This window comes from Mycobacterium sp. MFM001, assembly GCF_003402475.1.
Lineage (GTDB): Bacteria > Actinomycetota > Actinomycetes > Mycobacteriales > Mycobacteriaceae > Mycobacterium.
On the sequence record NZ_BFAB01000014.1, the window covers coordinates 83,435 to 106,421 of the forward strand.

Sequence of the window (22,987 nt, forward strand, 5' to 3'; positions counted from 1 at the left end):
GCGCCCTACTGTAAGTCAAGTTCTTCCAGCGCGAGAATAACATTCTGGGACGGCCCTGCCCAGCTGGCCCATGTCGCACGGGCCTCCGCCGCTGAAGACCCATAAGCCCAGGGACTCAGGGCAACAAGCCGTTTCGCCTCGACTGAGATGGATACTTTCGCTAATGAGAATGCTATTCTCGGACGATGCTTCTAGAGTTCGACGCTGATCAGCGGCTGTGGCAGGAAACGGTGCGCGATGTGGTCGCCAAGCAGTGCCCGCCGGCGCTGGTGCGCAGCGTGGCCGAAGACGGCGCCGACCCCTCCGCGGTGTGGAAGGTCTATGTCGACCTCGGCTGGACCGAGCTGAACGATCCGGCCAGCGCGGTGGAGCTGGCCATCGTGACCGAGGAATTGGGCCGCGCCACCGACCCCACTCCCTATCTGGCGACGATGACCCAGTTCGCACCGCTGGTCGGCGATCGGTTCGACCCGCACGGGTCGGGGACCGCCGTCTACAGCGGCGTCTCCGCGCGCCGGGACGGTGACGGCTGGGTGCTCGACGGCACCGCTCGCCATGTCCTGGACGGGGATCGGGCCGAGCGGCTGGCGGTGGTCACCGACGCGGCGGTGTTCGTCGTCGGCGCCGACCAGGTATCCGCCCGTCGCGCATCGGTGTTCGACCCGGTGCTGCACGTCGCCGACGTGACGTTCGCCGGGGTCCGGGTGCCCGACACCGCCCGGCTCGGCGCCGATACCGAGCGCGCACGCCACGTCGCGCTGACCGGGATGGCGATGACGATGGTCGGCGCCTGCCAACGCATCCTCGACCTGGTTCTCGAACACGTAAGCAGCAGGCAGCAATTCGGCGTTCCGATCGGCTCGTTCCAGGCCGTCCAGCACAAGGCCGTCGACATGTACGTGGCGGTGCAGCGGGCCCGGGCGCTGGCATACTTCGCCGCGCTGACGATCGCCGAAGACGATCCCCGGCGCCGACTGGCGGCCGCGATGGCCAAGGCGGCGGCCGGTGAGTGCCAATCGCTGGTGTTTCGCCACGGCCTGCAACTGCACGGCGCGATGGGCTTCACGTGGGAGAACGATTTGCAATTCGCGCTCAAGCGGGCCAAGGCCGGCGAGCTGATGCTCGGCGGCGCCGCGGAGCACCGGGCCATGATCGCCGAGGAATACCGTGCAACTCACCTTTGATTCCGACGTCGAGGCTTTTCGCGCCGAATTCGCCGCGTTCCTCGACGAGCATCTGCCCGCGGCGGCCGCCGAAGCGGTGGAACGGCCGAAGTCCGTGTCGCACATGCCCGCCTGGGCGCGCCGCTGGCAGCGGCTGCTGTTCGACAACGGCTGGCTGTTGCCCGGGCAGCCACCGGAGTTCGGCGGGCGCAACGCCACGGTGTTGCAGCAGTTCGTCCACCTCGAGGAGCTGTGCCGGCGACGGATCTACCACAGCTTCAACCCGCAGGGCGTGAATATCGTTGCGGCGTCGCTGCTCTCGTTCGGCAGCGACGAGCAAAAGCAGCGCTGGGCGGTGCCGATCCTTCGCGCCGAGATCACCGCGTCGCTGGGGATGAGCGAGCCGAGTGCGGGTTCGGATCTGGCGTCGCTGCGCACGAAGGCCGTGCGCGACGGCGACGAGTTCGTCGTCAACGGGCAGAAGGTCTGGACGTCCGGCGCGCACGACGCCGACGTGCTGTTGACGTTCGTCCGCACCGACCCCGACGCACCAAAACACAAGGGCATCAGCGCATTACTGATTCCCACTGACACCCCTGGGGTGGCTCGCCGGCCGTTCCCGTCGATCTGCTCGATCGACGACCTGGATTTCAACGAGGTGTTCTTCACCGATGCCCGGGTGCCGGCCGAGAATCTCGTCGGGCCGCTCAACCAGGGCTGGCGAGTGGCCAACGGGTCGCTCGGGCACGAACGCACGATGATGTGGCTGGGGTTCGCCGACCGGCTGGACAACCTGATCAGCGACTTCCACCCGAAGACCGCGCTGGAGCGCGACCAGTACGCGACCCTGGTGATGGATCACCAGGCGTTGCGCCTGTTGGGGTCGGCGGCGTTGGCGCGCGCCGCCCGCGGTGAACAAGACGTGTCGGCGGTGTCCGTGCTCAAGCTGCTCGGCTCGGAGGCGGAGCTCAAGGCTTCCGAGCATGCGCTGTCGGCGGCAGGCGCCGACGGGCTCGTCCACCCCGCACTCACGGGGCCTTATGCGCCAATGAATCTCGACCACTACTTCGCCAGCTGGTTCGAGCGCTATGCCCGCAGCTTCTCTGGCACTATCGCCGGCGGCACGTCGGAGATCCAGCGCAACATCATCGCCCAGCGGGTCCTCGGCCTGCCGCACGGGTAAGTGTGAAGCCGGCGCCACGCGCGACGTTGAGCGTGACGCCGGCTCCACGTGGGGTGGGCGGCTCAGTCGATGACGGCCGCTTCTTTGCGTTCGGTAATCGGCCTCGCGAGGCCCTGCTCGTCGCAAATTCGCTGCAGCCGCTCCAGCGTCTCGTCCAGGCCGGCGCCGAGCGGGCGGCCGGGAGTGAAGGTGGCCGGCAACTTTCGCATGCCCTGGATGACACCGATCGTTTCGTAGTGCACGGTGCCTTCGGGGTCACACTGGTAGTCGGGCATCCGGTCGAGCACCGCGGTCAGCATCGACTTGAACACGGTGCGGGCCACGTTGGACCCGATGCAGCGGTGCACGCCGATGCCAAAGCTGAAGTGCCGGTTACCCTTACGGTCCATCACGATCTCGTTGGGCTCCGGGAACACCGACGGATCACGGTTGGCCATCGCCCACGAGATCCACAGCCGCTCACCCTCTTTGAAGTGTGTTCCCTCGACTTCCACATCGTCCGAGAACGTGCGGCCGTCGCCGGGCGCCGGGGTGAAGTAGCGCAGGAACTCCTCAGTCGCCGGATCGAGCAGGGTGTCACGCTCGCGGCTGAGCCGCTCCCGCTGGTCGGGGTGCTGTGAGAGCCATTCCATCGCATGAGCGGTCAGCGCGGTGGTGGTGTCGAACCCGCCGCCGATCACCAACCCGAGGTTGCCCAGGATCTCGATGTCGGGAGCCGGCTCACCGTCGATTCTCATCTGCAGCAACGCATTCACAATGCCGGGCCGCGGGTTCTCGCGAATCTCCAGCATGTTGTTGAGCAGATCCAGCCCCATCTGGCGGTGCATGGCCACGACCCGCTCCATGTCGGGTGAGTGCTCGGGGGTGTACACGGACGCATGAACCGGCTCGCTGTAGATCGACCACTTCTTCAGCGGGATGCCCAGCATTGCCAAGGTCAGCACGGCCGGCACGATGTTGGCCAGGTCGTCGACGAAGTCGATGCGACCTTCCTCGATCTTCTCGTCCAGGCACGCGCGCGTCACCTCGTCGATGAACGGCTGCCAGCGCTTGACCGCGGCCGGCGACAGGTACGGGTTGAGCACGTTGCGATAGGTGCGGTGCTCCGGCTCGTCCATCTCCAGGATGCCGCCCCGAACGCCGCTGGCGCGTTTGGCCACCGGGATCGAAATGCCTTGGTAGCCACGGCGTTCGCCATTGACGTCGTGATCGTTGGAGACGGCGGGGCAACGGGCGAGCTCGAACACCGCCTGGCTGCCGGCGGCAACCCAGTGCCCGCCGTAGGTGTCGGTCCAGGCCACCGGGCACTTGGCGTGCATCTCCTCGGTGATCTTCTCGAACTGCAGCCGGTATTCGGGCGTGTGCCGGTCGAAGTGATACTGATTCTTCTTGCGGTCGCTCAACGCCCCGTCTCCGTCACTATGATCGCCTGCTCCGGGCAGGAATGAGCCGCTTCGCGCACCTTCGACTCCTGCTCGGGCGGAACGTCTTCGGTGACCGCCGAGGAGTGCCCTTCGATGTCGTCGAGCTCAAAAGAATCCGGCGCGATCATGGCGCACAGTGTGTGGCCCTGGCAGCGTTCCGGGTCGACCCAAACCTTCATCGTCTTCCCCTTACTTGCTGAAGTCGTACCACTTCAGGTAGCCGCCGGCGTCGACGCGCAACTGCACGCCGGTGACGTACCGCGCTTCGTCGGAGGCAAGCCACAGCACCGCGTTGCTGATGTCCTCGGGCTCGACGAACGGAATCCGCATCGCCTGCTGCACACCGAAAACCGGCTCGGCGTCGGCCCGGGTCGGGTTCTCGAGGTCCGGCCGGAACGAGCGGTACATCGGCTCGCTCTGCAGCATCGGGGTGTTGGTGTTCGTCGGGTGCACGACGTTGGCCCGAATCCCCAGCGGCGCAAGCTCGGTCGCGAGGTCGTGCACATAGGTCGACAGTGCCCGCTTGGAGTGCACGTAGGCCATGCCGCCCGGGTCGTTGCCGGGGTTGTCCTTCTTGGCCGTGTCCATCAGCGCCGCAGTGGATCCGGTGGCGACGATCGACGCGCCCTCCTTCAGGTGCGGCAACGCCACCTGAATCGCGTTGATGGTGCCGATCAGGTTGGTGTTGATCACGTCGCACCACGCCTGCAGCGGCGGTTGGCCTTTCATACCCGCAACGCCGGCCTGGGCGACCACGATGTCGAGCTTGCCGAATTCGGCCAGCCCGCTGTCCAATGCGGTACGAAGTTGCGACGCTTCGCGAACGTCGGCCTGCGCGATCACCACGCGCTGGCCGGTCTTCTCGATCAGCCGGGCGGTCTCGTCGAGGTCTTCGGGGCAGGCCATCGGGTAGCCGATGGTCTCGATGTCGTGGCATACGTCGACAGCGATGATGTCGGCGCCCTCTTCGGCCAGCCGCACCGCGTGGCTGCGCCCTTGACCGCGCGCCGCGCCGGTGACGAATGCGACTTTGCCCTCAACACGTCCCACAGGGTTTCCTTTCGATACTCATGTGTTCCGACCGCCGTTGACGCCCAAGATCTGTCCGGTGATGTAGCCGGCCTCCTCGGAGACCAGAAAGGCGCACGCGGCGGCGATGTCCTCCGGCTTGCCCATCCGGCGCACCGGAGTAGCGGCGATGTTCTTCTCGATATCGCCGAGAAAGCCTTGTTCCTCGGCCTTGCGCAGCATCGGGGTGTCGATGAAGCCGGGTGGCACCGCGTTGACGGTGATGCCGTTGGGGCCGTACTCCAGCGCCAGCGACTTGGTCAGCCCGTTGACCGCGGACTTGGCTGCCACGTAGTGGGCCATGTGTGGGGTGCCGGAATGCGTACTCGAGGAAGAGATATTGACGATGCGGCCCCAGCCGGCCTCCAGCATGTCGGGCAGCACCGCCTGGATCATGTGGAACACCCCGTTGAGGTTGACGTCGATGACGCGTTGCCAGTCCTCGAACTTGATGTGGGTGAACCGCTTGAACCCGTCGAGGCCCGCGGCGTTGACCAGAACGGTGACCGGGCCGAGCTGCTCGCGGATCGCCGACAGCGCGGCGTCGACCTGCGAACGGTCGGTCACGTCCGCGGTGAACGCGAGCTCGGTGTCCGAGGGTTTGAGATCGATCGTCGCGACCTGAAGGCCGTCCTTGCGCAGCCGCTGCGCGATGGCCAAGCCGATGCCCGATCCACCACCGGTGACGACGGCGGTCCTCATGCCCCGACCTTGCCAGAGGCCGTCTCAGTCACAAAGAATCTCCCTTCCGAATATGAGAACCCTACTCTCACGCCGCGCGGTGCCGCAAGGCTCACCGGAAACCGTGATCTGCCTGCGCAGACGGCGTCCGGTCGAAGCGGGCCGCCGCCCTGCGAGTACGGCAGTCTCGTTTCTCCCGTTTGGTTGAATTCTCGCACGCTGAATGTATGATTCGCCGGGGATGAGAATGAAATTACCGATGTGCCGAGGAGGCTGGCATGCCATCGCAGGACGCGGCTGCGACCATCGCAGGTGCTGACGCGGGGAGCGACGCCGGCGACCGGCGGCTGCTGATCGACGGCCGGCTGGTCACCGCCGACCGCACCTTCGCTTCGGTCAATCCGGCGACGGGCGACGTCCTCGGTTACGCGCCGGACGCGGGAGCTGCCGAAGCCCAACAAGCCATCGCCGCAGCCCGTCGCGCATTCGACACCACGAACTGGTCGACCGACGTCGACTTACGGATCCGCTGCCTGGACCAGTTGCATCAGGCTCTGCTCGACAACGCCGAGGAACTGCGGGCGCTGACGATCGCCGAGGTCGGCGCCACCCGAGCGCTGACCCAAGGGGCGCAACTGGACGAGCCGATCGGGATCGTCCGCTACTACGCCGATCTGCTGCGGACCTACCCGATGACCGAAGAGATCGGCGAGGTCGAATCGCGCGGCATGCTTCATCACCGCTGGGTGGAAAAGGAAGCGGCCGGGGTGGTCGGGGCCATCATCGCCTACAACTACCCCAACCAGCTGGCGCTGGCCAAGCTGGCGCCCGCGCTGGCCGCCGGATGCACCGTGGTGCTCAAGGGCGCACCGGACACCCCGCTGGTCACCTTGGCGCTCGGCGAGGTGATCGCCAACCACACCGACATTCCGCCCGGCGTGGTGAACGTTTTGACGTCGTCGGACCCGGCCGTCGGCGCCGCGCTGACCACCAGCCCGGACGTCGACGTCGTCACTTTCACCGGGTCCACGCCCACCGGCCGCAAGATCATGGCCGCGGCCAGCGAGACCGTCAAACGGGTGTTCCTCGAGCTGGGCGGCAAGTCGGCGGCCATCATGCTTGACGACGCCGACTTCGCCACCGCGAGCATGTTCGCGGCTTTTTCGATGGTCACCCACGCCGGGCAGGGCTGTGCTCTCACGTCCCGGCTGCTGGTGCCCCGCAAGCACCACGACGAGATCGTCGACATGGTCGCTGCCAACTTCGCGCATGTCCGCCACGGCGACCCGGCCGACCCGAAAACCTATATGGGCCCGCTGATCAACGAGCGCCAGCGCGACAAGGTCGACGGCATGGTGCAGCGCGCTGTGGCCGCCGGCGCCACGCTGGTCACCGGCGGCAAGAAGATCGACCCGGGCTACTTTTACGCGCCGACCCTGCTCACCAACGTCGACCCGGACAGCGAGATCGCCCAGGAGGAGATCTTCGGGCCGGTGCTGGTGGTCATCGGGTTCGACGATGACGACGACGCCGTGCGGATCGCCAACAACTCCATCTACGGCCTGTCCGGCGCGGTGTTCAGCGCCGATGCGGACCGCGCGCTGGCCGTGGCCCGCCGGATCAGGACTGGAACGTTCTCGATCAACGGCGGCAACTACTTCGGCGCCAACAGCCCGTTCGGCGGCTTCAAACAGTCCGGTATCGGCCGGGAGATGGGCGTCGCCGGACTGGAGGAGTTCTTGGAGCGCAAGACGTTTGCCGCACCCGTTAAGGCGGCGGGATGAAACCGTTAGAAGGTATCCGCGTTCTCGAGGTCGCCATGTACGGGTTCGTCCCGTCGGCCGGCGCGGTGCTGGCCGAGTGGGGCGCCGACGTGATCAAGGTCGAGCACGCGGTCACCGGCGACCCCCAGCGCGGGCTGCGCCAGACCGGTCTGTTGCGGGTCGAAGGCGATCCCAATCCCAACATCGAGCACGCCAACCGCGCCAAGCGCAGCATCGGCCTGGACATGTCGGTACCCGAAGGCAAGGACGTGCTCCTCGAGCTGGCCCGGCGTTCGGATGTCTTCCTGACCAGTTTCCTTCCGGGACACCGCAAGAAGTTCGGCATCGACGTCGACGACATCCGCGCGGTCAACCCGAAGATCATCTACGCGCGTGGCAGTGCCCTGGGACCGCGGGGGGCCGAATCAGAAAAGGGCGGCTACGACATGACCGCCTTCTGGTGCCGCGCCGGGACCGCCGCGACCATCACCCCGCCCGCAATGGAAGGGATGATCGGGCCGCCCGGACCTGCCTACGGCGACACCATCTCCGGGACCAACCTGGCCGGCGGCATCGCAGCCGCACTGCTCAAACGCGAACGCACCGGCGAGCCGTCGGTGGTCGACGTCTCGTTGTTGGGCAGCGGCCTTTGGTCGCTGGGACACACCGTGGCGTTGACCGTCCACCTCGGCCAGCGGATGGAGGCGTTTCCGCCCGGTGTGCACGGTTCGCCGATCAACCCGCTAGTAGGGCTCTATGCGACGTCGGACAACCGCTACATCTCCTTCGTGATGATGCAGGCGTCCAAGTTCTGGGCCGACGTGTGCCGGCACATCGATCAGCCCGAACTCGCCGACGATCCGCGCTTCGCCACCGACGAGAAGATCGCCGCCAACACCGCGGAGGCGGTGGAGATCCTGTCCAAGGTGATGGCCACCCGCACGCTGGCGGAATGGAGCGAACGGTTCGCGACGCTGTCCGGGCCGTGGGCGCCGGTGCAGGACACCCTGCAAGCCGCCAACGACGCGCAGATCCGGGCCAACGAATACGTGGTGCGGGCCGGCGAACTCGAATTGGTCGCCAACCCGGTGCAATTCGACGTCGCCGCACCCGCAACCGGCCCCGCGCCCGGGTTCGCCGAACAGACCGACGATATCTTGATGGAACTCGGTTACGACTGGGACCGCATTATCGAGCTCAAGACGGCCGGCGCCGTCACATAAGTCGGGGGACTCGATGCCGCACGTCGCTGCTATTGGCACTTACCTGCCGTGTTGGGGCGCGCCCCATCGGCGGGTGGCCGGCGACGACGAGGACGCCATCACGTTGGCCGTCGAAGCGGGCCGCGCGGCGTTGAGCGGCGGCGGCGCGGTGGAGCGGGTTGTCGTGGTGAGCCGATGTCTGCCGCTGACCGAGAGCAGCAACGCGGCGGTGCTGCTGGCCGGGCTGGGCCTGGATCCCGAACTGGAGGTCGACGAACGGCTCGGCGGGGCGCCGGCGACGCTGGACGCGTTGAGCTCGGCGCGCCCGCGCACGCTGATCATCGGCATGGACCTCGATCCGGCCGGCGCGGCAGCGGTATTGACCGCCGAGCACGGTCTGCATGTCCGAACCGCTGCCCGTATCGCGCGCAGCCTGCCGGTGCGTACCCGCAACGCCGTTGGGGTGGTGCACGATTACGGCGATCCGCGGCTGCTGCAGCAACGCGGCGTGGTGGCCTCACTGGAGGCGGCCTGGGTCGACACTCCGTTGGCCGTGGCCGGTGTGGAACACGAGCAGGCACTCGAACTGTCCACCGGACAGCAGCCCCGGCTACCCACCATCGGAGCAAGCTCAGGGCTGTTCGCGCTCGCCGACATGGCGGCCTCGGAAACCACCGGGCGGCTGGTGGCCGTCGAGCAGGCCAGCCTGTCCGGGATCACCGTGGTCGGCGGGGCGGCGCGGATCTACCGGCATCAGCCGCCGGCGCGCCAGATGCCGGAGACCACGTTCATCGCCGGCACCGATCTGGCGATCTCGCTGGCCGCTTACGAGCGGGCATTCGAGGCCAAAGTCCGTTGGGAGGCAGGCAAATACGCCGACAGCGACGACCTGGACTTCCCGCCGCGCTACCGCGTCGGTGACGACGGCGCGCTCGCCACCGACTACGAGCTGGTGCCGCTGCCGCGTACCGGGACCGTCTACACCGCGGTCTCGGTGCACATGCCGGTGCCGGGCTTGCGGACGCCGTATGCGCTGGTGATCGTCGAGCTCGACGACTGCAGCGTGCGGGCACTGGTGAAAGTGACCGGCGCCGAGCCCGACAGCGTCCGGATCGGCGAGAAGGGGCGTCTCGTTTTGCGCAGAATCGCCGTGCGGTCGGGTGTTCCCGACTACGGTTACGCCTTCGAACCCGAGGAGGCGGCGTGAGGCGAGTGGCCATCGTCGGCGCCGGCATGACGCCTTTCGCCGAGCACTTCGCGCTGGGCATCAAAGACCTGCTGCCGATGGCGTTCGCCGACTGCGCGGCAAGCGTTGACAAGGGGCTGGCCAAGCGCGATCTGCAAGCCGCCTGGTTCGGCGCTATGGGAACCACCGACGGCTTCCCGTCGGGCATCCTGGCCGACACCCTCGGGCTGCCCGACCTCCCGGTCACCCGGGTGGAGAACTCCTGCGCCACCGGCAACGACGCCGTGCGCAACGCGCTCTTCGGGGTCGCATCTGGCGCATTCGACGTCGCACTGGTCATGGGCGCCGATAAGCTCCGCGAAACCGCGTCGAAAGACCTGCTGTGGGAGTGGGAGGCGATGGCTCGCGACATGGCGTGGGACTATCCGCTGGGCTTGGTCGCGCCCGCCGGATTCGCCCTGCACGTCGCGCGTTACCTGCACGAGTCGGCCGCCACCAAAGAACACATGGCGATGGTCGCGGTCAAGAATCACCGGCACGGAGTCAACAATCCCAAGGCGCGCTTGCGTTTCGAGATCACCCTCGAGCAGGCGTTGAATGCGCCGACCGTGGTCAGCCCGTTCGGTCTCTACGACTGTGCGCCGCAGAGCGACGGCGCCGCCGCGCTGGTGCTCGCTGCGGAGGATGTGGTCGACCGGTTCACCGACCGTCCGGTGTGGATCCGGGGTGTCGGGCTCGGGTTGGATTCGGTGATGCACCAACACAAGCCGGATATGACGACATTTCCGGCCAGTGTTCGCGCCGCCAAACGCGCGTTCGCGATGGCCGGTCTGACGCCGTCGGATGTGCACGTCGCCGAAGTCCACGACTACTTCACCGGGATCGAGCTGATCAGTTACGAAGACCTAGGATTCGCCGAACGATTCGGCGCGCACAAACTCGTCGAGGAAGAAGTGACCAGTGTCGGTGGCGCGTTGCCGGTGAACCCCAGCGGCGGCCTGAAGTCGAAGGGCCACCCGCCCGGGGCAACTGGGGTGGCCCAATGCGTTGAGCTGTTCGCCCAGTTGCGCGGCGAGGCGGTCAACCAGGTCGACGGTGCACGAATTGGCTTGGCGCACAACATCGGTGGTCCGACGGCGGTTTCTGCCGTCACAATCCTGGAAGGACCGGGCGCCGATGGCGAGTAAAGGGGCGGAGCGCTGGTCTACAGGGATCAGCCTGCCGGGCGGCCTTTCCGGCGCAATGCAGGCTGTCGGCGGGCTTTTCGCGATGTCTGCCGACGCGGTGAAATTCGTGTTCCGCCGACCGTTCCAATGGCGCGAGTTTTTGGAGCAGTCGTGGTTCGTCGCGCGGGTCTCATTAGCGCCGACGCTGCTGGTGGCCATACCGTTTACGGTGCTGGTCAGCTTCATTCTCAACATCCTGCTGCGCGAACTAGGTGCTGCCGATCTGTCCGGCGCGGGTGCCGCGTTCGGGGCGGTCACTCAGGTCGGTCCGCTGGTGACCGTGTTGATCGTGGCCGGCGCTGGGGCGACGGCAATGTGCGCCGATCTCGGGTCGCGAACCATCCGTGAGGAGATCGACGCGATGGAGGTGCTCGGGATCAACCCGGTGCAGCGCCTGGTGACGCCACGCATGCTCGCGTCGGGATTAGTGGCCCTGCTGCTCAACAGCCTCGTCGTGATCATCGGAATATTGGGGGGCTACATCTTCTCTGTGTTTGTCCAGGACGTCAATCCGGGCGCGTTCGCCGCCGGCATCACGTTGTTGACCGGGGTGCCCGAGGTGATCATCTCTTGCATCAAAGCAGCTTTGTTCGGGGTGATTGCCGGCTTGGTGGCCTGCTATCGGGGCCTGACAGTCTCCGGCGGGGGCGCCAAGGCGGTGGGCAACGCCGTCAACGAGACCGTGGTGTACGCATTCATGTCGCTCTTTGTCATCAACGTGGTGGTCACCGCGATCGGCATCCGATTCTCGAGCAAATCATGACTGTACGAACGCTGCGAGCCACCTACCCCCGGACGTTTCGTGTCCTGGGCCAATGGCGTAGGCCGGTCGGCACTTTGGCCGCATTGGGTGATCACACGTTGTTCTACGGCCGTGCGATCGCTGGCATGCCCCACGCGGTCGTCCACTATCGGCGCGAGGTCATTCGCCTGATCGCCGAAATCAGCATGGGCGCAGGGACTTTGGCGATGATCGGAGGGACCGTCGTGATCGTCGGATTCCTGACGCTGGCCGCGGGCGGCACGCTCGCGGTTCAAGGCTATAGCTCGCTGGGTAATATCGGTATCGAAGCGCTGACCGGGTTCCTGGCGGCATTCATCAATGTCCGCATCGCTGCGCCGGTGGTTGCCGGGATCGGTTTGGCAGCCACCTTCGGTGCCGGTGTTACCGCACAGCTGGGTGCCATGCGGATCAGCGAAGAGATCGATGCACTGGAATCCATGGCGATCCGCCCCATTGAGTACTTGGTCAGCACCAGGATCATCGCGGGTCTGATGGCGATCACCCCCCTGTACAGCATTGCCGTGATTCTGTCTTTCCTTGCAAGCCAATTCACCACAGTCGTGCTGTTCGGCCAATCAGCTGGCCTCTACAACCACTACTTCGATACATTCCTGAATCCGATCGACTTGTTGTGGTCGTTCTTGCAGGCCATCCTGATGGCGGTCACAGTCCTATTGGTACACACCTACTTCGGCTATTTCGCCTCGGGCGGGCCCGAGGGCGTTGGGGTCGCAACGGGCAATGCGGTCCGTACTTCGCTCATCGTCGTGATATCGGTAACGCTGCTGGTTTCGCTTTCCATCTACGGCTCCAACGGAAATTTCAACCTCTCGGGATAAGGAAAGGATTCGATGCAACACACTGGGATACGCGCACTGACGGGTCTGGCGACCGTGGCCGTAATCGCTGCTATCGTCGCCGTCGCCGTGGGCTTGTTCCAGGGCGGTTTCACCGAAAGCGTGCCGGTGACTGTGATCTCGTCACGGGCGGGCCTGGTGATGAACCCGGACGCCAAGGTGAAAATGCGCGGGGTGCAAGTGGGTCGAGTTGCCTCGATTGAGTCGCGGCCGAACGGCCAAGCGGTTCTTCACCTGGCGATGTATCCCTCGAATATGCACTTGATTCCGGCCAACGTGCTCGTCGACATCACGTCGCCAACGGTGTTCGGCGCCAAGTTCGTCGACCTGGTGCCGCCGGCGGAGCCTTCGCCGCAGTCGCTCCACGCCGGTCAGGTGCTCGACAGCCAACACGTCACGGTCGAAATCAACACGGTCTTCCAACGACTCACGTCGGTATTGGACAGGATTGATCCCGCCAAGCTCAACGAAACCCTGGGGGCCTTGGCGAAGGCATTCAGCGGACGGGGCGAAAAGATCGGTCAGGCGCTCAGCGATCTGGATTCGTTTCTGGCGAAGCTGGATCCAAGCCTATCCGCATTGAGCCGAGACACCGCAATTTTTCCCGCAGTTGCCAGCGCCTATGCCGACGCGGCGCCGGACCTCGTCAAGACCGTCGACAATGCGGCAACGATCAGCAAGTCAATCGTCGATGAGCAACGCAATCTGGACGAGTTATTGCTCAGCGCCATCGGTTTGGCGGACGCCGGCAATGATGTCCTCGGCACCAACCGCCAGCCGCTGACAAATGTGCTACATCTGCTGGTGCCAACCACCGATCTCACTAATCAGTACAACGAGGCCCTCAACTGCGGTCTCGGCGGCCTCGCCGTATTGTCACATTCTCCGCCGCTAACGGAACCGGGCATCTACATTTCGGCCACTATTCTGTGGGGCTCTGAACGTTATCGTTATCCGACCGACTTGCCCAAGGTTGCGGCGACGGGCGGCCCGCAGTGTATGTATCTGCCGAAGGTGCCCTTCAACACCTATGCGAAGTATGTGGTCGCCGACACCGGCGCCAACCCGTTTAAGTACGGGAACCAGCAGCTGCTGCTCAATTTTGACGGACTCAAGCAGTTGCTGTACGGGCCGATTGAGGGGCCGCCGCGCAACTCCGCCCAGATCGGGCAGCCCGGATGAGAGGCTCCATGCGCGCGACGGCGGTCAAGTTCGGGGTCTTCGGGGTCGTGATGGCGATGCTGACCGCGTTCCTGTTCTTCATCTTCGGCCAATACCGAACCGGTTCGACGACCGGATATTCGGCGGTGTTCGCCGACGCATCGCGCCTGAAGACCGGAGATTCGGTGCGAGTGGCCGGCATTCGGGTGGGAACGGTTGGCGGCGTCTCGCTGCTCCCGGACAAAAAGGTCCTGGTGAAATTCAACGCCGACCGCAACATCGTTCTCACCGAGGGCACCAAGGCTGCCGTTCGCTACCTCAACCTGGTCGGCGATCGCTATCTGGAACTCGTCGACGGCCCGGGGTCGACCAAGCGGCTGCCGGCCGGGGGACAGATTCCCGTCGGCCGGACCGCACCGGCGCTTGATCTCGATCTGCTGCTTGGCGGGCTGAAACCCGTTATCCAGGGTTTTAATCCACAAGACGTGAACGCGCTGACCGCATCGCTCATCCAGATCTTTCAGGGTGAAGGCGGAGATCTGGAGTCGCTGTTCTCGAAGACCACATCGTTCTCGAATGCCCTGGCCGACAACGACCAAACGGTCCAGCAACTCATCGACAGTCTCAACACCGTGGTGGCCACCCTCGCAAAGGACGGCGACAAATTTTCCGGCGCAGTCGATCGCCTCGAGAGACTGGTCACCGGATTATCGGGCGATCGCGACACCATCGGTAGAGCGATCGAGTCGTTGAGCAATGGAACCGCGTCGCTCGCGGATCTGCTGTCCAACGCACGGCGTCCGTTGGCCGGCACGGTGGAACAGCTGAGTCGGGTGGCGCCACTGCTCGACCAGGACAAAGACCGAATCGACGCCACAATCCAGCTGATGCCGAAGAACTACCGCAAACTGGTGCGACTGGGCACCATGGGTGCCACGATTCCGTACTACGTCTGCTATTTGACGATCCGGGGCACCGATCTGAACGGCAAGACCGTAGTAGCCCCATTGTTTAGGTCAGAAGCGGGAAGGTGCGCGGAACCCCATGCTTAAGTACCGCGGAGTTGGGCTGATCAAGGCCGGATTCATCGGCGCAGTCTTGATTGTGCTTGTCATCCTGGTTGGCTTGTCGCCTGACCGGCTGGTGTCGATGGCGACGGCCGTCAGGTACCAGGCGTTGTTTTCTGAAGCCGGCGGCCTTGCCGTGGGCAACGATGTGACGGTGTCCGGCATCAAGGTCGGCTCGGTGTCAAATGTCGCCCTGCGTCACGGCGATGCACTGGTGACGTTCACGCTCAAGGGCAACATCCCGCTCGGGTCGGAGACCACCGCGCACATCAAGACCGGTACGTTGCTGGGCGCGCGCATGTTGACGTTGGAGTCGGCGGGCAGCGGCATGATGCATCCGATGGATGTGATCCCAACCTCGCGCACGTCATCGCCGTACTCGTTGACCGAAGCAGTCAGCGACCTCACCACCAACACCTCGGAGACCAGCACCCAATCGCTGAACCAGTCGCTCGACACGTTGTCCGCGACGCTAGACCAGATCGCGCCGCAACTGGGTCCGACCTTTGACGGGCTGACCCGGCTGTCGCGAACCCTCAACGGCCGCAATCAATCACTTGGCCAACTGCTCAAGAGCGCCAGCGACGTCACCGGGATCCTGTCCGAACGCAGCCAGCAAATAAACAAGCTGATCTTGAATTCCGACGACCTGCTCCAAGTGCTGGTCGCGCGGCGGCAAGAGATCGTCGAATTGCTGGCCAATACGTCGGTGGTGGCCCAGCAGTTGTCGGGATTGGTACACGACAACGAGAGCAAATTGGCGCCGACGCTGCAGAAGCTGAATTCGGTGACTGCGATGCTGGAGAAGAACCGCGACAACATCGCCAAAGCGCTGCCGGGCCTCGCGAAATTTGAAATCACGCTTGGCGAGGCCGTTTCCAGCATGTATTCCTACTCGGCGTTCGTGCCGAACCTCTCTATTCCGCAGATCTTCGGGCCGTTCCTCGATTATTTGTGGGGGTTCCGCACCTTCGATACGGCTCGCGGTCCGGGTTTCCCGTCGCCCGTACCGCGGTCGCTGATCCCCTTCCCGTACAACGGGATTCCGGAGTGCCCTGGTTGTACGTTGGGCGGCCGAATCGGAGGGACACAATGATCCCGCGCAACAGGCTGACGGTCTGGCTCGCAATCGCCTTGGCGGGACTCGTCGTTGTCGGTGGGGCTGTGCTTGTCCGCAACACGTTCTTCCGCCCCAAGACCATCACGGCCTACTTCACTACCACTACCGCGATCTATCCGGGTGACGAGGTGCGCGTCTCCGGTGTGAAGGTCGGCACGATCAAGTCCATCCAGCCCGAGGGGACGCGGGCCAAGATGATCTTGCACGTGGACCGCAGCGTGCCCATTCCAGCAGACGCGAAAGCGGTGATCGTCGCGCAGAATCTGGTCGCTGCCCGCTACGTCCAGCTCACGCCCACCTACCGGGACAGCGGCCCGGTCATGCGCGACGGCGCTTCGATACCGGTCGAACGCACCGCGGTGCCTGTCGAGTGGGATGAGGTCAAGACCCAATTGATGCGGCTGGCAACCGATCTGGGGCCAAGAAGTGGCGTGTCGGGCACGTCGGTAGGCCGGTTCATTGACAGTGCCGCCAACGCGCTGGAGGGTAACGGCGACAAATTGCGTCAGACGTTGGCCCAACTGTCGGGGGTGGGCCGAATCCTGGCCGACGGTAGCGGCAACATCGTCGATATCATCAAGAATCTGCAGACTTTCGTCACCGCGCTGCGTGACAGCAACGTCCAGGTCGTCCAGTTCAACAACCGGCTGGCCACCCTCACCAGCGTGGTCAACGACAGCAAATCCGACCTGGACGCCGCGCTGACAAATCTGTCCACGGCGGTCGGCGAGGTGCAGCGGTTCATTGCGGAAACCCGCGACCAGACCAGTGAGCAGATTGCGCGATTGGCGGACGCCACCCAGCCGCTCGTCGACCAGCACATGGCGCTGGAGAACATTCTGCACGGCGCGCCGACGGCGATCGCTAACTTCATGAACGACTACAACCCGGACACCGGAACCATCAACGGTGGATTCGGAATCGTGAATTTCGCGAATTCTACCCAGTCGGGTGCGATTGTTCCGTTGCCGATTCCCGGCTGCTCGCAGATGGCAAGCGTCGAGAATGTCACTTCGGTCGAGTCGGGCAAGTTGTGCGCCCTGTTCCTCGGCCCCGGATTGCGGGTGCTCAACTACAACAACCTGCCGTTCCCGGTCAACCCATTCCTGATGCCGTCGGCGAACCCGGAAAACATCATTTACGCAGAGCCGCGCCTGGCGCCCGGTGGGGAAGGTCCGAAGCCCGGAGCGCCCGAGATCCCGCCGGCGGTGTCCGCGTACACCGGCTTGCCGGGTGACCCGGTGGGACCCCCGGGGGCGGTGCCGCCGGCGCGGATACCGGGTGCCGCGATGCCGTTGCCGCCCGCGCCATCGGTACCGATGGAATCGCCACCGCCACCGCCACCGCCACCGCCTCTGCCGGGGCCATTGCCCGCTGAAGGGCCGCAGCCATGACGGCCCGGGTCGCCGTTCGGCGAGTGGTCGCCACTGGCTGCTGCGTGGTGCTGACCGCGACCGGATGCGCATTTCACGGACTGAATTCACTACCACTGCCAGGCGCGGTCGGACGCGGGGCGGGTGCCGACACTTATCACGTTGAGATCGCTAATGTCGCTACGCTGGAGTCGAATTCGCCGGTGATGATCGACGATGTCATTGTCGGCAGCGTCGGTCCGATGACAGTGAAGGGATGGCACGCCGACGTCGAGATCTCGGTAAAGCGCGATGTCGTCATCCCCGCCAACGCGGTAGCCAGCGTAGGTCAGACGAGCTTGCTCGGGTCGATGCACTTGGAGCTCAATCCGCCGCTCGGTCAGCCGGGGGTCGGGCGACTGCAACCGGGCGCCACCATCCCGCTGAACCGGGCGTCGACGTATCCATCGACAGAGCAAACCCTTTCGTCGCTATCGGTGGTCGTCAACGGCGGCGGGCTGGGGCAGTTCGGTGAAATCGTCCACAATTTCAGCGCCGCCCTGTCCGGTCGGGCGGGCGCCGTGCGGGATCTGCTCACCCGCCTGGACAAGTTCGTGGGCACGCTCGACCAACAGCGCGACAACATCGTGTCGTCCATCCAGGCGCTGAACCAGCTTGCCAGCACCTTCGCCGCACAGCACGACGTCCTCACCGAGGCGCTGCGCAAGGTCCCCCCGGCGTTGGAGGTGCTGATCAATGAGCGGCCGCGCCTGACGGAAGCGCTGGACAAACTTCGGGTCTTCAGCGATACCGCTACCAAGCTTGTCAATGACAGCCAGGCCGACCTGGTCAAGAACCTGAAAAACCTGGAGCCGACGCTCCGAGCGCTCGCCGACGTCGGGCCCGATCTCGATGCGGCGATCGCGGGGTCGGCGGTCTTTCCGTTCACTCAGAATTTTGTCGATCGTGCGGTTCGCGGCGACTACTTCAATGTTTTTGCAGAACTCGACCTTACGATTCCGCGCCTCAAGCAAGGACCGTTCTTGGGAACCCACTGGGGGCAGCTGAAGGCCATCGAACCACCGGCACCGGGTGACCCGCCTTACTTGAATTACACACTCGATCCCCTGCACGCCGGCGTGAGTGCTGCACCGCCCGGCCCGGCGCCACCGCCTAACGCTGCGTCGTTGCCGGGCCCACCGCCACCGGCCAATCCGCCACCGGTGCCGCCGGCGGATATGCCGTCACCTGCTCCCGCGCCGGGGCCCGCTGCTGTGCAGCCGGGAATCCCGCCCATGGAAGGCGGCGGATAGATGCTGTCGCGCTTCGTCCGAATCCAGCTGGCGATCTTCGCCATCGTCGGGATCATCGGTGTGGTCGCGATGGTTCTCTTCTACATCCAAGCGCCGACTCTGCTGGGCATTGGGCGGATGACGGTCACGTTGGAGCTACCTGCCACCGGTGGCCTCTATCGGTTTTCCAATGTGACTTACCGCGGCGTGCAAGTCGGCAAGGTGACGGCGGTAAACCTGACGCCTAACGGCGCGAAAGCGACGCTGTCCCTTGGTACCTCGCCCAAGATCCCGGCAGACCTGAAGGCCGAGGTGCGCAGCGTTTCCGCGGTCGGCGAGCAATATGTGGATTTGCGGCCACGAACCGACTCACCCCCGTATCTGCGCGACGGCTCAGTAATTGCCATGCGCGACACCACGATTCCGCAAGCAGTGGGGCCTATGCTCGATCAAGTCAGTGCGCTGGTCAACAGCATCCCTAAGAACAAACTCGGTCAATTACTCGACGAGTCGTTTCAGGCGTTCAATGGCTCCGGTTACGATCTCGCGTCACTTTCGGACTCGTCCGCGCGGATCGCCGGCGACGCCAACGCCGTCGTCGACCGCACCCGCGCCCTGATCGAGGACAGCGGACCGTTCCTGGAGGCGCAGGCCCAGACGACCGACTCGATCAGAACGTGGGCGCGCAGCCTCGCCGGCATCTCGGATGTGTTGGTTGCCGATGATTCGAAGGTTCGCACCGTGTTGCAAGAGGGACCCGGAGCAGCAAAACAAGCCACTGCCCTGCTCGAGCAGGTCAAACCGACGCTCCCGATTCTGCTGGCCAACCTCACCACGATCGGCCAGATCGGTGTCACCTACCACCCCGGACTGGAGCAGTTGCTGGTGTTGCTGCCGCCGCTGGTTGCCGTTGAGCAAACGGCCAACGGCACGAACTGGCCGAACGGTTTGGCCCATGGCGACTTCGCGCTCACCGTCGACGATCCGCCTATCTGCACGGTCGGCTTCATGCCACAAAGCCAGTGGCGATCGCCGGACGACGAAAGCGACATCGACACTCCGGACGGCCTGTATTGCAAACTGCCGCAGGATTCCCCACTCTCGGTGCGCGGCGCCCGCAACTACCCGTGCATGGACAAGCCCGGAAAGCGCGCCCCGACAGTGGAAATCTGCAAGAGCGATCAGCCCTACATGCCGCTGGCGATGCGCCAGCATACGCTCGGCCCGTCCCCGCTGGACCCGAACCTGCTTTCGCAGGGGATCCCGCCTGACGATCGGGTTACCGTCAACGACAGGATCTTCGGACCCGTCGAGGGAACACCGCTGCCGCCCGGGGCGGTCCCGCGCGGTACACCGCCGGGGCCGCGAGGAACCTACGGACCTCCGGGGCCGGGATACGCCGCGCCACCGGTGCCTTCATCGGCCAACATGTCGACACAGGCGGCTGATTTTCCGGCGATAGCGCCGCTGGATGTTCCTGCGCCGGGCGAGGTTCCGCAACGCCCGACGCCGCCCTCACCACCCGCGATGCCCACACCACCCGACAAAGCCGAAGGTGGGGGTCCGCAGGCGGCTCCCAGTTCGTTCGCGCCTGAGGTGCGTAAGCCCATACCGCGGGTCGCGACCGCCCGTTACGATCCGCGAACCGGTCGATATGTCGGTGGTGACGGCCACGTATACCAGCAGTCAGATTTGGTGAAGCCGGCTGAGGCCAAGAAGTGGCAGGACATGCTGCCCACCTGAAGCCGGTTACGGACGCCCGATCACCCGATCTTGTCCAGCCGCAATGGCATTTCGACGGTAAGCCATTGGTTCTGTCCGCAGGCGCCGCTTGGACCGATCGTCTTATCCTTGCCAGTCAGCGTCGGTGACCCGATCTGCACTGCACCGCTGCCGTTGGGGTCCACGGGATAGAAATAGAATTCCTGGCGCCCCGTGAATGCGGTACCGTCCTCGCACCTTTCCCAGTCGGGCACGTTGTGTGTGACATACCACTGGAGGCCGTCACGCAAACTTAGTGGTTCGGTCCACCCCTGAGCGCTTTTCACCGTGCCGCTGCATTCATTGAAGGTGGCGCACGTGGAGCTGATCGTCCACGTTGTGGTGACCACCGCCTCTTGATTGTACTGGCGATTGATCTTGGCCAAATTGCCGTTGGATGTGACTTGATAAGTCCCGTTGAGAGCGACATCTTCCTTCGTTGTCGCCCCAGCGGACGCGGTGGGGCCTAAGGCGCCGAATGCGTTGGCTGCCAACACTATCGCGGTAGCAATCGTTGCCGCTGAACGCATTGCGTCCTCCTTGACGCAGTTCGAACCGTTTACACGGGTTTCTCGGCGCCGGCAACGGCGTCGTTGAGCGATGAGAGTAGCACCGGCTCCGTCGTTGGGGTGCCGATTCGCGGCACCGGCCGCAGGAGCCATCACAGTGGGTCTAACTTTGCTATGAGCCAAGATCGGTTGACCTTTGTCAGCGTTACCAGGACACTGCTGGCTGTCGTCAACGGTTGTGGCTTTTCCTTACTTGCCGTGTCCTGGTTAAGGAACACCAATATGACGGCCGAATCCGGATGCAACTCCGACACGGCGGCTCGCACCACTTTGGCGGTCGCCGTGAGTTTCCCCTCCCGCGCCGTCGGTGCGAGGTATTGCTCGCTGAACTTGTTGTAGTAGGCCAGAAATTCACCGGTTAAGTGCGACTTCGCCTTCGCGAAATCGCGGTCCAGATTCTCGTATGAGTACGACACCACCGCCACGGCACCGTCCGAAGCCGCCTGGACTGCCTGACGTGCCGCCGTGTCGCCGATCCGCTGATCCGGACGGTACTGAAAAAAGAACAAACCGGCAGCAACGCCGATGGCGGCAGTGACCAAGGCTGCCGCAAGTATTGAACGCCAGCCCGCCAGACAGCGGAGGGCCAGGCGCGTGATCACGGCCAGTCCGCTGGCGCGCGCGGATCTGTCGGCAGACCCGTCCTCCGCATCGCTGACAGACGGATTCTCCATGGTGTCTGGCGACGACTTCTGCTCGACAGTCATTGCAGGAAGTCAACTCCGGACATCTTGAGTTGACCACCGTCTCGCTCGAGCTTGACGCTGAGCCGCCACAACATCGGAGGCCGTTTTGTGTTATCAGCATTGGTGACATCAGATTTCGCCGCGACAAGTGCGACTCCCGAATTGTCGTTCACAGACTCGACACCGACGGCTTCCACCGTCGCCTTGCTGACGACCTTCGATTCCTCGGCTTGTTGAACCATGAAGGCTGATCGCGCCTCGATTTGTGCCTTGAACTCGCCGGTGGACGCATTAATGATGCGCTGGACGTCCTCCTTCGCATGGTGGGGGTCAATCGACATGAACGTTATGACCCCTTGCCGGGCCGCCGCAGCGAACTCCGGGGCGAGCTGCCGTTTGTGCATGATGACGCGGTGCTGCCACACCATGTAGCCGCTCGCGCCGAGCGAGGCGGAGGCGAGCAGAACCCCGACGCCAACAACTACCGCTTTCCGTCCCGGCCGGCGCAGCCACCGTAGCCGCGCACTGGCTGGTTTTGCGACAGTTTCCTCGGCGTCGCCGTCGCCGGCAGTTTCGCCGAGGTCCCTCTCGTCGCTGGTTGCGGTATCGGCTGCTTGGCGCAGCCGTGTCGCGCGTGCCCGGGCCTCCTTAGCGCGCGCTTCCGCCTGGGCGGCTTGCGCGTCGGCTTCGGCTACCGAAATTGCGTCGGGATCGGACTCGTTGCCCGGAGCATCGCGCGGATCGTCGTCGAGCCCTTCCGGTGGACGCTGCCGCGGCGGCATGATGACCTCCTGGTCGGCTCCTGCACGGAGAACCACATTATCACTTGCTTCCAGGCGTTCATCGCCGCGATCGAACAGTGAGAGCCATATCGCTCGACGTGGGCAAATCGTCGATTGTTCGCGAACGAAGCGGGCACCGGTTTGCACAAGATTCGACGCCCGGGAGCTACTCGGTTCTGGCGGTCTTCTCCGAAGAGAAGAACTTTCTTTCCGACTGTGGCAGAGTAATCGGGTGCGATTCATCGTGGCAGTGGCTGCGGCGTTGCTGTGCATAGGTGGGCTGGCGGCACCGCCTGCGGCGGCCGGGCCAACTGTCTGCGACTACCCCGACTGCACCCCTGGCATCATGCCGCATGTCGTCCTGGGTGCGCCGTGCGACAACACCACCTATTACGTCTTCGGAACCGCAGACTACACAGTTCCCGTCACTTCACAGCCCGGGCGGCTGATGTTTTGCGGCTCGCCGAGGCGATACGAACCCCGATGGTTCCGGTCGCCCCCGATGGCGGGAGTCAAGGAGGAGGGTGCCGACTGCACCCGGTACCAGAACTACGTTGCGCAGGCGCCCGACGGTCTGTTTCTGGTCTGTATAGGCCATGACGGTCATACGACCTGGGTGCGCGCCGATACGTAGCGCCGTTACCGTCGTCTCAGTGTCAG

General features: G+C 64.6%; 22 protein-coding genes. 15 read left to right on the top strand and 7 right to left on the bottom strand.

All coding sequences use genetic code 11. From position 1 onward, the window contains the following. Positions 1-185: 185 nt before the first annotated feature. A complete protein-coding gene (locus tag MFM001_RS20585) occupies positions 186-1,184 on the top strand; it encodes an acyl-CoA dehydrogenase family protein (RefSeq protein WP_116377114.1) in 999 nt (332 codons plus the stop codon). Continuing rightward, on the top strand, positions 1,168-2,346 hold the full coding sequence (locus tag MFM001_RS20590) for an acyl-CoA dehydrogenase family protein (RefSeq protein ID WP_116377115.1): 1,179 nt from the start codon (positions 1,168-1,170) through the stop codon (positions 2,344-2,346). The genes MFM001_RS20585 and MFM001_RS20590 overlap by 17 nt, the downstream gene beginning before the upstream one ends. Positions 2,347-2,408: 62 nt before the next feature. On the opposite strand, the gene MFM001_RS20595 is transcribed toward MFM001_RS20590, so the two are convergent. Genes MFM001_RS20595 through MFM001_RS20610 form a run of 4 tightly spaced genes read right to left on the bottom strand, consistent with a single transcriptional unit; the run spans position 2,409 to position 5,540 of the window. Further along, positions 2,409-3,749, bottom strand: coding sequence for a cytochrome P450 (locus tag MFM001_RS20595; RefSeq protein WP_238159311.1), 1,341 nt, complete (start codon positions 3,747-3,749; stop codon positions 2,409-2,411). Then, positions 3,746-3,949: a ferredoxin gene (locus MFM001_RS20600; protein WP_116377117.1), complete on the bottom strand. Its 204-nt coding sequence runs from the start codon at positions 3,947-3,949 to the stop codon at positions 3,746-3,748. Before MFM001_RS20600 ends, MFM001_RS20595 begins: the two co-directional genes overlap by 4 nt. 10 nt (positions 3,950-3,959) lie before the next feature. Then, on the bottom strand, positions 3,960-4,820 hold the full coding sequence (locus MFM001_RS20605; RefSeq protein ID WP_116377118.1) for a mycofactocin-coupled SDR family oxidoreductase: 861 nt from the start codon (positions 4,818-4,820) through the stop codon (positions 3,960-3,962). An 18-nt stretch (positions 4,821-4,838) separates the two neighbouring features. Then, entirely contained in the window at positions 4,839-5,540 is a 702-nt protein-coding gene (locus MFM001_RS20610; RefSeq protein ID WP_116377119.1) for an SDR family NAD(P)-dependent oxidoreductase, read from the bottom strand. A 257-nt stretch (positions 5,541-5,797) separates the two neighbouring features. On the opposite strand from MFM001_RS20610, the gene MFM001_RS20615 reads away from it, so the two are divergent. From MFM001_RS20615 to MFM001_RS20670, 12 genes are read left to right on the top strand one after another with little or no spacing between them, the layout of a single operon-like run. Then, positions 5,798-7,303, top strand: coding sequence for an aldehyde dehydrogenase family protein (locus MFM001_RS20615; RefSeq protein ID WP_116377120.1), 1,506 nt, complete (start codon positions 5,798-5,800; stop codon positions 7,301-7,303). Continuing rightward, positions 7,300-8,505 (top strand): CaiB/BaiF CoA-transferase family protein, encoded by a 1,206-nt coding sequence (locus MFM001_RS20620; RefSeq protein WP_116377121.1) that lies wholly within the window; start codon positions 7,300-7,302, stop codon positions 8,503-8,505. The genes MFM001_RS20615 and MFM001_RS20620 overlap by 4 nt, the downstream gene beginning before the upstream one ends. A gap of 13 nt (positions 8,506-8,518) precedes the next feature. After that, positions 8,519-9,691, top strand: coding sequence for an OB-fold domain-containing protein (locus MFM001_RS20625; protein WP_116377122.1), 1,173 nt, complete (start codon positions 8,519-8,521; stop codon positions 9,689-9,691). After that, positions 9,688-10,857, top strand: coding sequence for a thiolase family protein (locus MFM001_RS20630; RefSeq protein WP_116377123.1), 1,170 nt, complete (start codon positions 9,688-9,690; stop codon positions 10,855-10,857). The genes MFM001_RS20625 and MFM001_RS20630 overlap by 4 nt, the downstream gene beginning before the upstream one ends. Continuing rightward, the gene (locus tag MFM001_RS20635; RefSeq protein WP_116377124.1) at positions 10,847-11,659 is read left to right on the top strand and encodes an ABC transporter permease; all 813 of its coding nucleotides are present in this window, start codon (positions 10,847-10,849) and stop codon (positions 11,657-11,659) included. The genes MFM001_RS20630 and MFM001_RS20635 overlap by 11 nt, the downstream gene beginning before the upstream one ends. Beyond that, the gene (locus tag MFM001_RS20640) at positions 11,656-12,519 is read left to right on the top strand and encodes an ABC transporter permease (protein WP_116377125.1); all 864 of its coding nucleotides are present in this window, start codon (positions 11,656-11,658) and stop codon (positions 12,517-12,519) included. Before MFM001_RS20635 ends, MFM001_RS20640 begins: the two co-directional genes overlap by 4 nt. Positions 12,520-12,531: 12 nt before the next feature. Then, positions 12,532-13,719, top strand: a complete 1,188-nt coding sequence (locus MFM001_RS20645) for an MCE family protein (protein WP_116377126.1) — start codon at positions 12,532-12,534, stop codon at positions 13,717-13,719. Then, on the top strand, positions 13,716-14,750 hold the full coding sequence (locus tag MFM001_RS20650) for an MCE family protein (RefSeq protein ID WP_116377127.1): 1,035 nt from the start codon (positions 13,716-13,718) through the stop codon (positions 14,748-14,750). Before MFM001_RS20645 ends, MFM001_RS20650 begins: the two co-directional genes overlap by 4 nt. Further along, positions 14,743-15,861, top strand: a complete 1,119-nt coding sequence (locus MFM001_RS20655) for an MCE family protein (RefSeq protein ID WP_116377128.1) — start codon at positions 14,743-14,745, stop codon at positions 15,859-15,861. Before MFM001_RS20650 ends, MFM001_RS20655 begins: the two co-directional genes overlap by 8 nt. Beyond that, a complete protein-coding gene (locus MFM001_RS20660) occupies positions 15,858-17,279 on the top strand; it encodes an MCE family protein (protein WP_116377129.1) in 1,422 nt (473 codons plus the stop codon). Before MFM001_RS20655 ends, MFM001_RS20660 begins: the two co-directional genes overlap by 4 nt. Then, positions 17,276-18,550, top strand: a complete 1,275-nt coding sequence (locus MFM001_RS20665) for an MCE family protein (protein ID WP_116377130.1) — start codon at positions 17,276-17,278, stop codon at positions 18,548-18,550. Before MFM001_RS20660 ends, MFM001_RS20665 begins: the two co-directional genes overlap by 4 nt. Continuing rightward, complete coding sequence (locus tag MFM001_RS20670) at positions 18,551-20,272, top strand: MCE family protein (RefSeq protein WP_116377131.1); 1,722 nt, start codon at positions 18,551-18,553, stop codon at positions 20,270-20,272. It abuts the gene before it with no gap. A gap of 20 nt (positions 20,273-20,292) precedes the next feature. Here MFM001_RS20670 and MFM001_RS20675 read toward each other — a convergent pair whose 3' ends face one another. The 3 genes from MFM001_RS20675 to MFM001_RS20685 all read right to left on the bottom strand — a co-directional run bounded on the left by MFM001_RS20675 (position 20,293) and on the right by MFM001_RS20685 (position 22,327). Continuing rightward, positions 20,293-20,820 (bottom strand): hypothetical protein, encoded by a 528-nt coding sequence (locus MFM001_RS20675; protein WP_116377132.1) that lies wholly within the window; start codon positions 20,818-20,820, stop codon positions 20,293-20,295. Positions 20,821-20,951: 131 nt separating this feature from the next. Continuing rightward, positions 20,952-21,566 carry a hypothetical protein gene (locus MFM001_RS20680; RefSeq protein ID WP_116377133.1) on the bottom strand — a complete coding sequence of 205 codons (615 nt, stop codon included), beginning with the start codon at positions 21,564-21,566 and terminating at the stop codon, positions 20,952-20,954. Beyond that, positions 21,563-22,327: a hypothetical protein gene (locus tag MFM001_RS20685; RefSeq protein ID WP_116377146.1), complete on the bottom strand. Its 765-nt coding sequence runs from the start codon at positions 22,325-22,327 to the stop codon at positions 21,563-21,565. The genes MFM001_RS20680 and MFM001_RS20685 overlap by 4 nt, the downstream gene beginning before the upstream one ends. Before the next feature lie 232 nt (positions 22,328-22,559). Between MFM001_RS20685 and MFM001_RS20690 the strand changes: the two genes are divergently transcribed. Further along, positions 22,560-22,961, top strand: a complete 402-nt coding sequence (locus MFM001_RS20690; RefSeq protein WP_238159312.1) for a hypothetical protein — start codon at positions 22,560-22,562, stop codon at positions 22,959-22,961. Positions 22,962-22,987: the final 26 nt, after the last annotated feature.